General features: G+C 70.0%; 9 protein-coding genes. 4 read left to right on the forward strand and 5 right to left on the reverse strand.

Going from position 1 to position 14,381, the window contains the following annotated elements; translation table 11 throughout:
• Positions 1–149 precede the first annotated feature (149 nt).
• On the forward strand, positions 150–2,576 hold the full coding sequence (locus ACH3VR_RS01670; RefSeq protein WP_396639010.1) for a family 43 glycosylhydrolase: 2,427 nt from the start codon (positions 150–152) through the stop codon (positions 2,574–2,576).
• Between the two features lie 66 nt (positions 2,577–2,642).
• Here the strand turns inward: ACH3VR_RS01670 and ACH3VR_RS01675 are convergent, their stop codons facing one another.
• The 3 genes from ACH3VR_RS01675 to ACH3VR_RS01685 all read right to left on the reverse strand — a co-directional run bounded on the left by ACH3VR_RS01675 (position 2,643) and on the right by ACH3VR_RS01685 (position 5,779).
• Positions 2,643–3,686, reverse strand: a complete 1,044-nt coding sequence (locus tag ACH3VR_RS01675) for a glutathione synthetase (RefSeq protein ID WP_396639011.1) — start codon at positions 3,684–3,686, stop codon at positions 2,643–2,645.
• A gap of 84 nt (positions 3,687–3,770) precedes the next feature.
• Positions 3,771–4,979 carry a flavohemoglobin expression-modulating QEGLA motif protein gene (locus tag ACH3VR_RS01680; RefSeq protein ID WP_396639012.1) on the reverse strand — a complete coding sequence of 403 codons (1,209 nt, stop codon included), beginning with the start codon at positions 4,977–4,979 and terminating at the stop codon, positions 3,771–3,773.
• Entirely contained in the window at positions 4,976–5,779 is an 804-nt protein-coding gene (locus ACH3VR_RS01685) for an N-formylglutamate amidohydrolase (RefSeq protein ID WP_396639013.1), read from the reverse strand. The genes ACH3VR_RS01680 and ACH3VR_RS01685 overlap by 4 nt, the downstream gene beginning before the upstream one ends.
• Before the next feature lie 138 nt (positions 5,780–5,917).
• On the opposite strand from ACH3VR_RS01685, the gene ACH3VR_RS01690 reads away from it, so the two are divergent.
• From ACH3VR_RS01690 to ACH3VR_RS01700, 3 genes are all read left to right on the forward strand, one after another.
• Complete coding sequence (locus tag ACH3VR_RS01690; protein ID WP_396639014.1) at positions 5,918–6,967, forward strand: iron ABC transporter substrate-binding protein; 1,050 nt, start codon at positions 5,918–5,920, stop codon at positions 6,965–6,967.
• 77 nt (positions 6,968–7,044) lie between these two features.
• Positions 7,045–8,520 (forward strand): ABC transporter permease, encoded by a 1,476-nt coding sequence (locus ACH3VR_RS01695; protein WP_396639015.1) that lies wholly within the window; start codon positions 7,045–7,047, stop codon positions 8,518–8,520.
• On the forward strand, positions 8,517–9,653 hold the full coding sequence (locus tag ACH3VR_RS01700) for an ABC transporter ATP-binding protein (protein ID WP_396639016.1): 1,137 nt from the start codon (positions 8,517–8,519) through the stop codon (positions 9,651–9,653). The genes ACH3VR_RS01695 and ACH3VR_RS01700 overlap by 4 nt, the downstream gene beginning before the upstream one ends.
• Here ACH3VR_RS01700 and ACH3VR_RS01705 read toward each other — a convergent pair.
• The gene (locus ACH3VR_RS01705) at positions 9,613–12,261 is read right to left on the reverse strand and encodes an AMP-binding protein (RefSeq protein WP_396639017.1); all 2,649 of its coding nucleotides are present in this window, start codon (positions 12,259–12,261) and stop codon (positions 9,613–9,615) included. The two genes, ACH3VR_RS01700 and ACH3VR_RS01705, sit on opposite strands and share 41 nt — an antisense overlap.
• A gap of 164 nt (positions 12,262–12,425) precedes the next feature.
• Complete coding sequence (locus ACH3VR_RS01710; RefSeq protein WP_396639018.1) at positions 12,426–14,141, reverse strand: metallophosphoesterase; 1,716 nt, start codon at positions 14,139–14,141, stop codon at positions 12,426–12,428.
• Between the last annotated feature and the right edge of the window lie 240 nt (positions 14,142–14,381).

Below are 14,381 nucleotides of genomic sequence, written 5' to 3' on the forward strand. Positions count from 1 at the left end.
ATCCGAACTGTCCGTCACTGCGGCCGGGTTCGCACACAGCAGTGCTCAGCAGATCTGAGTCTCGGGGAGACCTGTCCTGCCGCCCATTCCCCCCACGTTCGCACGTGGTGCAGACGGATCGAGGTTGATCGATCAATGAGGAGGAAACCTTGACCACCGAGATGGCTCATCGCGCGGCCAGACGCCGCAGGATGGCCGGCGCCATCGGCGCCGTCGTCGCCACGGCGGCGCTTCTCATCAGTGGAGTCGCCGCTCCGGCGACCGCCGCCGATGAGGAACTGATCGTGAACGGCGGGTTCGAGAGCGGCCTGCAGAACTGGTTCGTCAACAACGGCAACGCCACCGACGGCGGCACCCTGTCGATCGTCGGCGACGCGTTCTCGGGTGCGTCCGCGATCAAGGTCACGGGGCGCACCACGACGGGCTCGGGCCCCATGCAGGACCTGAGCGGAAAGGTCCAGGCGGGTCAGACGTACAGCATCAAGGCTCGGGTGAAGTACGACAACCCCAGCAGCCCGGCGACCAAGCAGTTCTTCGCGACGATGCACTACGGCGGATCCACATACACGAACCTCGCCAGCACGACGCCGGCTCGCGGGCAGTGGGGCTACATCAACGCCACGTTCACGATCCCGGCGACGCAGAGCGTCTCGACGGCACGGCTGTTCATCGAGACGCCGTGGACGAGCAATCCGTCGAGCGACCCGAACACGCACCTCATGGACTTCGTGGTCGACGACGTGTCGCTCGTCGGCACCCCGCCGCCCCCGCCGCCGTCGAAGACGATCGAGGTGGTCGGCAAGCTGCCGGGTGAGCACAACCCCCTGATCGGGCACAAGTTCGGAGCCGACGGCTTCGGCTACGCCGAGGACGGGCGCGTCTACATGTTCATGACGAACGACACGCAGGGTTATGCGCCCGATCCCGTCACCGGCATCTCTCCGCAGATCAACTACGGGAACATCAACCAGATCACGCTGATCTCGTCCGAGGATCTCGTGAACTGGACCGACCACGGCGAGATCCAGGTCGCGGGCTCGCAAGGCGTCGCGCCGTTCACGAGCAACTCGTGGGCGCCCGGCTTCGCCAAGCGCGTCGTCAACGGTGTGGAGAAGTACTTCCTCTACTACGCCAACGGCGGGGGATCCAGCAACGTGATCACGGGCGCGAGCCCGCTCGGCCCGTGGACGAGCGAGCGGACGACGACGCTCATCAACGGCTCCACGCAGGGCGCTGAGGACGTCCAGTGGAAGTTCGATCCGGCCCCCATCGTGACCGACGACGGCCATGCGTACCTGGTCTTCGGAGGCGGCCCCGCCTCGACGAGCATGCCCGCGGCCGAGCGCTTCAACAACCCGAAGAACATCCGCGTCGTCGAGCTCGCCGATGACATGGTGAACACGAAGGGTTCCGCGATGGTCGTCGACACGCCTGTCTCGTTCGAGGCCGGGCACATCTTCGAGCGCCAGGGCAAGTACTACCTGTCGTACTCGTCGCACTTCGGCGGCACCGACTTCGGCGGCAACCAGACGGCGCTCCCGGGCTACCCGGGCGGCGGACAGATCGGCTACATGATGAGCGACAGCCCGACGAACTTCCCCAAGGAGAAGTACGCCGGCGTCATGTTCCCCAACCAGGGCCAGTTCTTCGGTGCCGGCACCGGCGGGAACAACCACCAGTCGGTGTTCGAGTTCGAGGGCAAGTACTACTTCACGTACCACGCTCCGACGCTCAACAAGCGCATCACGGGCAACACGACGCAGGGTTACCGCAGCCCGCACATCGAGGAGCTGAAGTTCAACGCCGACGGCACGATCCAGCAGGTGGTGGGCACCTACGCCGGCGTCGACCAGGTGCGCGACTTCGATCCGTACCGCACCTTCGAGGCCGAGACGTTCGGCTGGAGCAAGGGCATCGCGACGCAGAAGGTCGACGGCGGGTCGGCGCAGTTCGGCGCGACCGCTCCCAACCTCGTCGTGAAGGACATCGACAACGGCGACTGGACGGCGCTCTCATCGGTCGCCTTCGGCGATGCAGGCGCGGCGTCGGTCACGCTCAAGGTCAAGCCGCTCCAGAGCGGTGGATCGATCAATGTCCGCACGGGCAGTGAGACGGGCCCTGTCGTGGGCACCATTCCGGTGACGGGTGCGACCGGGCAGTGGACCGAGCTGACGGCCGACCTCGCCGGGCTGACGGGCACGCACGATGTGTTCTTCACCTACAGCGGCGGCGCGGGCGATCTCTTCGAGCTCGACACGTGGGCGTTCACGCAGGCGGAGGCGCGGTCGCTGGATGTCTCGGCGGATGTCGCCTCGCGCTGCGTCGCCGGCAAGTCGGTGCTCACCGTCAAGGTCACGAACGCCGATGAGGTTCCGGTCACCGCGACCGTCTCCACCCCGTACGGGTCGAAGTCGTCTCTCGCGGTCCCGGTCGGCAAGTCGGTCTCCAACGCCTTCTCGACCCGGCTGGTCAGCGTGCCGGCCGGTGCTGCAGAGGTGACGGTGACCGCCACGGTGGACGGCGAAGCGCTGTCGAAGGTCGTGCAGGCGCAGTACCCCGCACACAGCTGCGGCTGACGAAGGCGGGTGGCGGCTCGGTACTCCGGGCCGCCACCCCGCTCCTGCCGCAAGCGGGCGGCGGCCTCACATCGTCGCGAGCTGGACGTTCGAGAGCGTCGAGCCATAGTGATCGCGCAGAGCCGTCTTGCGTTCGAGGTCTTCGATGACCGCGGCCGCGAAGTCGATGCCGTAGAGCGCCGCGCATGATCCGAGACCGCCGGGCGAGAACACGTTGACCTCCATGAGCTTGTCGCCGACGATGTCCAGGCCCACGAGGAACATGCCGTCGGAGATCAGCTTGGGACGCACCGTCTCGACGAGCTGCAGCATCTCCTCGGTGACTTTCACCGCCTCAGCGCTCCCGCCGGCTGACATGTTCGAGCGCACGTCGGTGTCGCCCGGCCGCCTGCGGAAGGCTGCATGCCGTCCGTCGACTTCGAGCGCTCTGCCGTTCATGACGAACATCCGGACGTCCCCCTCGCCGGCGGCGGGAAGATACTCCTGCGCGACGAGGTACCCGTCGCGGGCGATCGCCTCGACGATCTGGGTGATGTTCGGCTCCTTCTTGAGGTTCACGAGGAACACGCCGGAACCACCTGAGCCCTGCAGGGGCTTGAGCACGGCACGGCCGCCCAGCTCCTCGATGAATTCGCGCACCCGCTCCTCGTCGCGGGAGATGAGCGTGCGCGGTCGCACCGACTCGGGGAAGTGCTGGAAGTACGCCTTCGACATCGCATCGGCGAGCGTCCGCGGCTCATTGACCACGAGCGCGCCCGCTTCGGCGAGCATGCGGCCGAACGCGAGTCCGGCCGTGTTGGCCCATGGACGGTCGACCGCGTCCACCGCCGGGTCGGCGCGAAGCATCACGACATCGAAGTCTTCGAGCTCGCGGCGCTCCCGCGGTGCGGCCTGCACGGCTTCGAGGTATCGGTCGAGCGAGCGGTAGGTCTTGCCCGGGGCGGCGGCCGCGACGACCGCCGACAGCGACCCATCCGGCTCGTAGCCGAAGTCGCCGAGCCCGATGAGGCACGCATCGTGGCCCCGGCGGACCGCCGTGATGGCGAGCCGGGTCGTCGTGTACACGGGCTTCTCGGTGGCGATGTCGTTGACGACGAAGCCGATCCTCATGCTGCTCCCCATCGACGACGGCGGCTGGTCGAAACGGTCCGTGTCCGGGCGCTGGCGGGGGTGACGCCGTCGTCCCGCACGACACTACGCGTTGACGAGCGCCACGAGGTCGTCCGCGCGCGCGGCATCCCGAAGCCTCCCTTCGCTCTCGGGGTCGTCGAGGTACCGGGGTGTGATCTTGGCGGGGGCGAGCAATCGGCGATCGGCAAGGTCTTCCACGAGCGGAAGATCCTCCAACGAGAACTTGCCCAGGAAGAGGAGGTCGAGCGAACCGCCGCCCGCGACGTGCTCGAGGAGGGCGAGGAGTCCGCGAAGGTAGATCGCGTCCTTCGTGAAGCCGCCGGCGCGGTAGACCCGCATGGCGACGCCGTAGGCGCTCCCCGCGGGCAGACCGTGGCCGGTGAGCAGGCGATGCGTCTCGACGAAGCTCGCCCCGCCCACCATCGAGTGGACGGCGACGACCCGTGCGGCGAGCTGGCGGAGACGGGATGCCGTGAGCCCGCCGCAAGCTATCTCTGCGACCACGGCCAGGCCTTCCTGCGTCTCGTCGTAATGGGCGAGGCCGGAGCCCAACATGCGGATGGGCTGCGCGAGGCCGTTCACCTGCGTCACCAGGTGGGTTCCGACTTCGTGCTGAAGGAGGGCGTTGACGCGCGTGGCGGCGACCGACGCGTTGTGGGAGATGAGCAGCGTGTTGCCCTCGACGAGCACGCCGGAGACGTCGTCTCGGATCTCCGCGTGGATCCCGATGTCCGGGTCGACCGAGCGGTAATGGTCGATCTCCGCCTTCGCCGCTGCGAGGAAGGCGGCGGCATCCACCGAGTCGTGCTCGAGCCGGCCGCTCGGCAGTCGCTCGAGCAGATCTTCGGCGGTGTGGACCAGGGCCGGCAGGACGGGTCCGTAGTGCGCGATCGAGAGCTGCAGGAACTCCGGGGTGGCGCGGGCCCTGAGCATCTCGACACGCAAGGCCATCTCCCGTTGCCGGTTGCGCAGCAGCGCGGCCAAGGTGGCGTCGGTGACGCCGTCGAGCGGAAGAGCCGCCACCTCTGCATCCAGGACATCGGGGGCGACATCCAATTCCCGATACTCGAACACCGGGTCGGACTCCGGGTGCGCGAGGAAGGCCGACCGGACGTCGTCCGCGTTCACGGGCGTCATCTCGAGGAGGAATCGCACGGTGCCCGCGAGGGATGCCATCGCGTGGTCTGCGGCGAGGTCGGCGGCCGAGAAGGCGCCGGCCTCGATGGCGCTCGTCTCCGGTGCCGCGGTGCCCCGCTCCCGTCCAGCCGTCATGTGCGCACCGAGTCGCGGAGGGCGTCCTCGACCGCCGGGATCGTGCCGGCCAGGGCGCGCGCGAGTTCGTCGACCCGGGCGAAGTCGGTGTCGCCGGTCCACTCGTCCATGAAGGTCTTCTTGAACTCGAGTGCGAGCACGACGGCGCGATCCGGATAGCGGGCGTGCGTCCATGCGGCGAGCTGCCGCCCGCGGAAGCGGATGTTCTCGCGGACGTCGAGAGGACCGGATGCTGTCGCCGCCGCCCCGAGCGCCTCGATGAAGGCATCCACCACCCGCCCGAATCGAGCGCGGTCCAGCGAGCCGGTGCCGACGTTGACCTCGGGGTTCTCCGCCTCCGGGGCGGCGACGGCATCCGCGCCGTCGCGCCGGTGGTTGTACGAGTGGACGTCGAAGACGACGAACGGTCCCCGGTCGGCGACCTCGTCGAGACGTCGTCCGAGCTCCGCATAGAAGTTGTCGTAGACGTCGAGCGAGCCGGCGACGACGGCTTCGTCGAGTGGGGGATCGCGGAGGACGTCCAGCCCCCACGCCTCTTCGGATGATCGGTACACCGACTCGTCGCGCGTCCGGTTCAGGTCGACTTCGAACCGGGATCGGTGCACGACGACCCGTGCGGGGATCAAGGCGCCGATCCTGTCGGTGTGCGGGTCCTCCTCCCGCAGGCGATCGGCCTCAGGCAGGACGAGTTCGGCAGCGAACTCCGGGCGCACGTCGTGTCCGTTGTGGATCGCCGTGGCGACGAACTGCCCGCCCCACCGGCCCAGGAACTCGAACGGCGGACGCTGCGTCTTACTCATCTGCCGATCGTGACCGCGTCGACGCCGGGGCCGCAAGGAGCTTGACAGGATGCCTCGGGACGGCGCGCTCCCGCTCATGAAACACGACGGCGAGGTGCTTTAGGCTAGGCTTACCTGCCTTTTCTCGAGGGGTTCCCCATGCCTGCACGCCCGTTCTCGTTCGCGCGCCTGCGCCGATCCGCCGTCGTCGTGCCCGCGCTCGTCGCCGGCCTCCTTCTCGCGGGCTGCGCGGCAGGGACAGGAGCCGACTCGACCAGCTCGGACGCCCTCGTCGTCTACAACGCACAGCACGAGGAACTCACGAAGGAGTGGGCCGACGCCTTCACGAAGGAGACGGGGATCAAGGTCGTCCTGCGCAACGGCGACGACAGCGAACTGGCCAACCAGCTCGTCCAGGAGGGCTCGGCGTCGAAGGCCGACGTGTTCCTGACCGAGAACTCGCCCGCGATGTCGCTCGTCGAGGATGCCGGGCTCTTCAGCCCCGTCGATGACGCGACCCTCGCCCTCGTCCCGGAGCAGTACCGCCCGACGTCCGGCCTCTGGACCGGCATCGCGGCCCGTTCGACGGTGCTCGTCTACAACCCCAGCCTGATCTCGGAGGACGAGCTTCCGGCATCCCTCATGGATCTGTCCAAGCCGGAATGGAAGGGGAAGTGGGGCGCAGCCCCCGCGAAAGCAGACTTCCAGGCGATCGTTTCCGCCGTGCTCGCGACGCAGGGCGAAGACGCGACCCGCGACTGGCTGGACGGCATGGCCGAGAACTCCGTCCAGTACCGCAACAACATCGTGACGATGAAGGCCGTGAACGCCGGCGAGGTGCCGATGGGCGTCATCTACCACTACTACTGGTTCCGCGATCAGGATGCGGCGGCGGAAGACAGCGGCAACACCAAGCTGCACTACTTCGGTGATCAGGATCCGGGTGCGTTCGTCAGCATCTCGGGCGGCGGCGTGCTGAAGAACGCGCCGCACGCCGACGAGGCGCAGAAGTTCCTCGCGTTCATCGCGGGGGAGCAGGGGCAGAAAATCCTCGGCGATGGCTACAGCTTCGAGTACCCGGTCGCATCGGACGTGCCGGCCCGGTCGGAGCTTCCGCCGCTCGCATCGCTCGACGCGCCCGTGATCGATCCGTCGACCCTCAACGGGCCGGCTGTGATCACGCTCATGACGGAAGCCGGACTTCTCTGACCCAGATCCAGACGCGGACACCCGCGGGCGGCGCCGTCGAGAGGCGCGCGCCCGTCGGGCTCGTCGCCGTCGTCGGGGTGCTCGCATTGGGCGCTCTCATCCCGATCGGGTACGTCGTGCAGGCGGCGTTCGCGATGGGCTGGGATGAGCTCTCCGCGCTCGTGTTCCGGCCCAAGGTCGGCGAGCTGCTGATCAACACGGTGCTCCTGGTCGTGATCGGCGTGCCCGCCAGCGTCGTGCTCGGTGTGGGCGGCGCGTGGCTCGTCGAGCGCACGACGCTGCCGGGCCGCGGCGTCCTCAAGATCGCCCTGGCCGCGCCGCTCGCGATCCCCGCCTTCGTCGCGAGCTACGGCTGGGCCAGCGCCATCCCCTCGATCCACGGCCTGTGGGCGGCCGTCATGGTCGCCACCCTCGCGTACTTCCCGCTCGTGTACCTCCCCGCGCTCGCCGCCATCCGCGGCCTCGATCCCGCTCTCGAGGAATCGGCCCGGACGCTCGGCATGGGGTCGTGGGCGGTGTTCTTCCGTGTCGTCGCCCCGCAGCTGCGGCTCGCGGTGCTGGGTGGGGCGCTCGTGGTCGCACTGCACCTCCTGGGGGAGTACGGCGCGTTCGCCTTCCTCCGCTTCGACACCTTCACGACGGCGATCGTGGTCGCCTACGAGAGCATGTTCGCGGGTCCCAACGCGGCCGCGCTCGGGCTCGTCCTCGCCCTCCTCTGCCTCGTGCTCCTCGCCGTCGAATCGGCCGCGCGCGGCAATGCCCGCTACGCCCGCGTCGGCGGCGGCTCGCCGCATCCGCCCGCGACGCTGAGGCTCGGGGGCTTCACCGTGCCGGCATTCGCGGCCGTCGCGCTCGTGCTCACCGGCGCACTCGTCATCCCGCTCGCGAGCGTCGTGCGATGGCTCTTCCGAGCGGATGCCGCGACCTTCGCCGACGTGTGGATCGCCGTCCTGCAGACCCTCGGTCTGGCCGTCGCCGGCGCGCTGTGCACGATCGCCGTGGCTCTGCCGTTCGCGTGGCTCGCGGTGCGCTACCCGGGGCGCCTCGCGCGCGCGCTCGAGGGCGCCGCGTACCTCGCGAGCAGCCTGCCCGCGATCATCGTCGCGCTCGCGTTCGTCGCCGTCACGCTCGCGATCGCTCCCGCGCTGTATCAGACGGCGTTCACCGTCGTCGTGGCGTACGTCGTGATCTTCCTCCCGCGGGCACTCGTGCCGTTGCGGGCGGGCCTTTCGCAAGTGCCCGAATCGCTCGAGGAGGCGGCGCGGGCACTCGCGGTGCCGCCCGCGGTCGCGCGGCTGCGTGTGACCGTCCCGCTGCTGCTTCCCGCCATCGGGGCCGGGGCGGCGCTCGTCGCGCTCGGCGTCGCGAACGAGCTCACCGCGACGCTGCTGCTCGCCCCCACCGGAACCAGCACGGTCGCGACGAGCTTCTGGTCGGCGGCATCGTCGCTCGACTATCCGACTGCGGCCCCGTACGCCGTGCTGCTGGTGCTGCTGTCGGTGCCGGCGGTCGCCCTCATGTTCACCCATGCGACGGGGAGGACCCTCAGATGACCCTGCGAGTGGAGGGCGTGTCGAAGTCGTTCGGCGGCACCGAGGTGCTGCGCGACGTCTCCCTCGACGTGCCGAGCGGGACGCGCCTGGCCCTGGTCGGCGCCTCCGGGAGCGGGAAGACGACGCTGCTGCGCCTCATCGCCGGCTTCATCGATCCCGACGGCGGCGTCATCAGCCTCGGCGAGCGCGAGCTGTCGGGCAATGGCCGGACCATCCCCACGCACCGGCGCGGCATCGGCTACGTCGCGCAGGACGGGGCGCTGTTCCCGCACCTCTCCGTCGCCCGCAACATCGCCTTCGGGCTGCCCCGCGGCGCGGGTCGCGCCGAGCGCGTGCGGGAGCTGCTCGAGCTCGCCTCGCTGCGTCCCGATCTCGCGGACCGGATGCCCCACGAGCTGTCGGGCGGTCAGCAGCAGCGGGTCGCGCTCGCGCGCGCGCTCGCCCAGCGACCCGGCGTCATCCTGCTCGACGAGCCGTTCAGCGCGCTCGACACCGGGTTGCGCTCGGCGACCCGCGATGCCGTCATCGACGTGCTGGAGCGCGCCGGAGTGACGGCCGTGCTCGTCACACACGATCAGCACGAGGCGCTCTCCTTCGGCCACCAGGTCGGCGTGCTCGTCGGCGGTCGCCTCGTGCAATCCGGCGACCCCATGGCGGTGTACGACGCGCCCATCGACGCCGATGTCGCGCTGTTCCTCGGCGATGCCCTCGTCTTCCCCGCGCACGCGGACGCCGATGGCGTCGCCTGCGGGTTCGGCCGGCTCTCCGTGCGTCACGACCTCTCCGGAGGCGCTTCTCATGTGCAGGCGATGGTGCGTCCCGCTCAGCTGCGGGTCGCCGCGGCGGCCTACGGCGCCGCCGCGACGCTCGCCCCGGTGGCGAACGGCACGGTCATCGCGGTGCGCCCCGCCGGATCGACGGCCGACCTGCGCCTGCGGGTCGGGTCAGGCGAGTTCGAGGCGGAGTTCATGTACCGGCTCGCGCAGCACCGCTCTGCCGCGTTCGCGCCGGGAACGCCGGTGCGCGTCGTCGTCGAAGGGGGCGTGGTGCTCTACGCCGGCCCCGGCGGGCCCACCGGTACCGGAACGATCGTCACGCGCGCACAGGCTGACGGCTCGGTGCCGTCCGCCTGACGACCTGCCGCCGCGCCCAGGCCATCGCGGCCGCGAGGCGGGCGCTCGCGCCGACGTACAGGCGGCAGGCGGCGATGCCGACCAGGAACGAGAGCAGCGTCCCGAGCCAGGGCGCGCTCTGCTCGAACGGCGGATACACCACCCAATGCGTCAGGTAGACGAACAGCGACGCGCCGGCGACGGTCGCGACCAGGGGCACCGCCGCTCGCGGGAGCCGGATCGCGGGGATCCAGATGAGCGCGAGGATGCCGCCCACCACGACCGCCTCGCGCCCGGGCTCCCCGAAGAACCCAAACGTCGCGACGACGGTGATCGCCGAGACGAGCACACGCCGCATGGTGGTGTCGGCGCGCGCGACCAGCCATCCCAGGATGACCAGCCACAGCACGACGGGGACCGCGTACCGCTCCACGTGTTCGGCGGTCGGCCCCGAGATCGCGAAGCGCGCCGCCAGGGCCGCCGCGAGCAGCGCGAGGGCGAATCCGAACGGTGACCGCCGCTCGAGTCGATCGATGCCGCGCACGGCGAACAGTGCGGCCGCCCCGGCGAGCGACCACAGGAGGGCTTCGAGGAACCAGAACTGCCACTGCTCGTTCCACCGGCCGTCGCTCGGCACGAAGTTGTTCAGGAGCGCGGCCGTCGTCGGCGTGTACTTGCCCGTGAGGAGGGCGACGGCGCTGATCCAGATCACCGCCGGCACCGCGATGTGCAGGGCGCTGCGGCCCAGGCGGCGGAGCCGGGTTCCGCCGGCGACCGGCGCGAGCTGGAATCGCGCGAGGTTGTACCCCGCGACGGCCAGCAGCAGGTGGGCGCCGCCCTTGATCGCCAGGAGATCGGCGTGCGTGGCGACGATGAGGAAGAGCGCGGCGGCGCGCAGCACGACGGGCGTCTCGAGACGCGTCCATGAGAGGCGGCGTCGTCGGGAGGCTGCGGGTCTTCCGGCTGCGGCATCCGGTCTCTGAGGGATGCCAGGACGCTCATCCCTGCCGGATCGCGCCGACGCGGCCAGCTCGCGGGGCGTGCGTGCGGGCCAGTCGCGGGGGAGTGCGCCCAGAAGCTCTTCGAGGCGGAGCGCCACCTCGACGTAACTGAGCGAATCGCCGCCGAGACCCGCGAACGAGTCGTCCAGCCCCGCGGTGGGCTCGCCGAGCACGGCAGCGTACAGATCGCGCACCGCCTCGTCTGTGACCGCGGCCCGTGACGCGGGGGACGGCGCCGCCGCGCGATCGGCCAGCTCGGCGAAACGCACCAGGGCGGCGTAGTCGCGCTTCCCGTTGGACGTGCGGGGGAACTCGGCGACCCCGTACGACCCGATGACCCGGGCCGGCACGCCCGTCAGCGCCGCCGCCCGCTCGCGCGCACGGGCAGCGTCGCGCTCCGCCGTGGCGAACAGGAGCAGCCGCTCGTCCGCGCTCGCGGCGCGCACCTCCAGGCCCTCCTCCGCGAGGAGCTGCTCGACGCGGTCGAGGTCGAGGCGCAGCCCGAACACCTTCACGAAGCGGCTCATCCGACCGACGATCTCGTACAGGCCGTCGGTGCGCAGGCGCGCGACGTCGCCCGTGCGCAGCTCGCTCACCTCGTGCCCGCGCGCGAAGTCCTCGGGCGTGTGGGCGTAGCCCATCATGACGTTCGGACCCTCGTAGACGAGCTCGCCCGCTTCGGCGCCGCCGACCGCATCGATGCGGAAGGCGCCGCCGGGGATCGGGCGTCCGATCGCGCCGGCGTGCGTCGCCGCGAGCTCCGGCGGAAGGTATGCCATGCGCGCCGTCGCCTCGGTCTGTCCGTACATGACGAACAGCTGCCAGCCCTTCGCACGGCCCAGGTGCGCCATCCGGCGCACCGTGCCCGACGGCATCCGTCCGCCGGCCTGCGTCACGTAACGCAGCGACGGCAGCTTCCTGTCCGCGAAGCCCGCCGCCTCCAGCAGCTCGAAGGTGTAGGGAACGCCCGCGAACGACGTGACGCCGTGCGCGTCGGCCTCGCGCCAGAACTGCTCGTCGGTGACCGAGCGTTCGCTGAGGACCACGCGGGCGCCGGCCAGCAGGTGGCTGTTGACGACCGAGAGGCCGTAGCAGTACTGCAGAGGCAGCGTCGTGACGGCGCGGTCGGCGGCGGTCAACTGAAGGTACTCGGCGATCGCCGCGGCATTGCTGCGCACGTTCTCCGCCGACAGCCGCACGAGCTTGGGGGAGCCCGTCGACCCTGAAGTGCTCGACAGCACGGCGAGGTCGGGGTGGAGATCGTGACGGCTCCCGGGGCGGCGCTCGTCGAGCGTCCAGCCGGAGCGGTCCTCGCGCGCGACCACATCGGGGTCGAACCGGGCGACGAGCGACGCTCGATGGGAGCGCGCGGCCTCATCGTCGTCGCCCGACACGAGCAGCACGGGATGCCCGCCCTCGAGCGCCGCGAGATAGGTCACGATCGGCTCGAGCGCGTTGCGCGCCGCGATCATGACGAGCCGGCGGATGTCGCCGAGTTCGGCACGTCGGCGCCCTACGCGCTCGCGCAGCTCGGCGTAGTCGATCCGACGCCCGTCGGCGATGAGCGCCGTGTCGAAGGGGTCGCCACCGAGCAGGGACAGGCCGAGCACGGGGGCGGTCGAAGTCATCGAAGGGTGGCTTTCTCCGGGCCGGCGACGCGGTCTGCCACCAGACTTTGAGGTATGGCTAGCCTAACCTGTCCTCCCATCCAGGCCCAGTTGGACGTAACACGGCGGAAGGGACGCCCCCGCCGCGCGGGGGCGCCCCTTCGTTCAGAAGCGAGTGCTGAGCCCTACTTGGCCGAGCGGTCGCGGGTGATGGTCACCGAGTCCTGCACCGTGCCGACGGGGTCGACACCCGTGGAGGTGACGAACTTGTCCGCGAGGGCGTTGCTCGGCTTGGCAGGCGCGCCGGTCGCGGGCTGGTTGGCGTTGTAGACGCCGTTGCCGTCCGTGTCGACGAGGGTGAGCGGACCCTGCGCCGCGCCGCACCACGTCTCGCGACCCTGGGTGGTCGCCTTGTTCGGGTAGTCGCAGACACCCGCGACGACGTTCGACACGGTCAGCGACTTCGACGTGACCTCGACCTTCAGGTACGTGCGGACGTTGTCCTGGTTCTCGACCGAGTTGGCCCAGTGCAGCGCGTGCGTGCCGGCCGGGGTGCCGTTCGCGGCGTTCGCTCCCGCCGCGGCGTACGGCATGGTCTCGAGGTTGTACCGGCCGTTGAGGGTGGCGTCGCTCGTCGTGCCGACGCGCGGCTCGGTGAGGCCGTAGTACTTCGAGCCGGAGGCCGAGTTCGTGGTCACGTACACGACACCTCCCGGTCCCTCGAACACCGAGTCCGCACCCCGCTGCTCGGCGGCGTTCTGACGCTCCGCGCCCTCGCCGCCGTTGCGCAGCACGTACGAGCGCGAATACGAGTGGTCGTGACCCTGCAGCACCAGGTTGATGCCGAGGTCGGAGAAGCCCTGCGTGAAGGAGGGGCGGCGACCCACCGCGTCGGTGTCATTGGCGTGCGACGCCGGCGAGTAGATCGCGTGGTGGTACGACACGACCTTCCACTGCGCCGAGGGGTTCGCCTCGACGGCCTTGCGGACGAAGTCGATGTGCGCCGGGTTCTTCGTCGACGACTGGGCGTTGGAGTTGATGACGACGAAGAGCACGCCCTTGTAGGTGTACCAGTAGTCGCCGCCGGCGCCGGTCTGCAGCTCGGGCGTCGTCACGTCGTTGTTCGGCAGCGCGAAGTGGTAGCGGTAGCCGAGGTCGGACGAGTCGTGGTTGCCGATCGCGGCGGCATAGGGGATGCTGCGCAGCTGCTCCGGCTGGAACCAGGCGTCCCACTGCGACTCGACGTTGGCCGTCTCGATCTGGTCACCGGTCGAGGTGAGCAGCTCGAGCGGAAGGCCGTCGTTCGCAGCATCCTTCTGGAGCACGTTCAGGGTGTCGACCCAGCCGGCCGCGTCCTCCTGCAGGTCGGCGGAGATCGACTCGCGGTTGTTGCTCGACTCGGCGCCGATCTGCGGGTCGCCGAAGGCGGCGAAGGTGAAGCCCTTGCCGATGCCGAACGAGCTCGTCTTGAAGGTGTAGGTCGGCGAGGCGGAGCCGTCCGAGGCCAGCACGCGGTAGGAGTACTCCGAGTTGGCATCGAAGTCCTTCAGCAGCGCGCTGCCGCGGAAGGGCGCACGGGCGACGTCGCCGGTCGAGGTGCCGGTCGTCGCGACGATCTCGGCGGGGAAGCTCACGGCGTCCTCGTCGAACGCACCCTTGTTCAGGTCCTTCGTCTTCTCCAGCTGGACGACCGAGGCGGCGTCCCCGCTCGCGTACCAGGTCACGTAGCGCGAGTGCTCGTCGGCGCCGACGCCCAGGACGATCGTCTTGAACGTGACAGGCGCGTCTGCGGCGAGCGCGCCCTGCGCCGCGAAGAGACCGCCGGCCAGAGCGCCCGCGCTGAGGGCGACGACACCGGCACACGCGACCAGTCGGCCGCGCGAGAGGTTCATCAGCTTCATCTGTTCGAATCCTTTTCGGGTTCATAGGGGTGGGGGGTACGCTCCGACGTTTCCAATCCCGAGCAACGCTCGGATGAACCCGAACAGGTGGTTTGGTGAACTCGCGGCGGTCGAGCGGTGTCCGGTTCGCGGAGGGCGTCCGCACCCGCTCGGAGCCGTGCCGCGGTGCCGTACGGTGGGACCCTGGCGGAGGTGACTCCCGCGGAGTCCGCCGCATCCCCCTCGACGCTCAGCTCCCCC

The sequence above is a fragment of the Microbacterium alkaliflavum genome (genome assembly GCF_044325405.1).
Taxonomy (GTDB): domain Bacteria; phylum Actinomycetota; class Actinomycetes; order Actinomycetales; family Microbacteriaceae; genus Microbacterium; species Microbacterium alkaliflavum.

What these genes read in the sequence shown, in the direction of transcription:
- ACH3VR_RS01710 (WP_396639018.1), bottom strand. Translation starts at nt 14,141, where the DNA reads ATGAAGCTGATGAACCTCTCGCGCGGCCGACTGGTCGCGTGTGCCGGT.
- ACH3VR_RS01700 (WP_396639016.1), top strand. Translation starts at nt 8,517, where the DNA reads ATGACCCTGCGAGTGGAGGGCGTGTCGAAGTCGTTCGGCGGCACCGAG.
- ACH3VR_RS01705 (WP_396639017.1), bottom strand. Translation starts at nt 12,261, where the DNA reads ATGACTTCGACCGCCCCCGTGCTCGGCCTGTCCCTGCTCGGTGGCGAC.
- ACH3VR_RS01690 (WP_396639014.1), top strand. Translation starts at nt 5,918, where the DNA reads ATGCCTGCACGCCCGTTCTCGTTCGCGCGCCTGCGCCGATCCGCCGTC.
- ACH3VR_RS01675 (WP_396639011.1), bottom strand. Translation starts at nt 3,686, where the DNA reads ATGAGGATCGGCTTCGTCGTCAACGACATCGCCACCGAGAAGCCCGTG.
- ACH3VR_RS01680 (WP_396639012.1), bottom strand. Translation starts at nt 4,979, where the DNA reads ATGACGGCTGGACGGGAGCGGGGCACCGCGGCACCGGAGACGAGCGCC.
- ACH3VR_RS01685 (WP_396639013.1), bottom strand. Translation starts at nt 5,779, where the DNA reads ATGAGTAAGACGCAGCGTCCGCCGTTCGAGTTCCTGGGCCGGTGGGGC.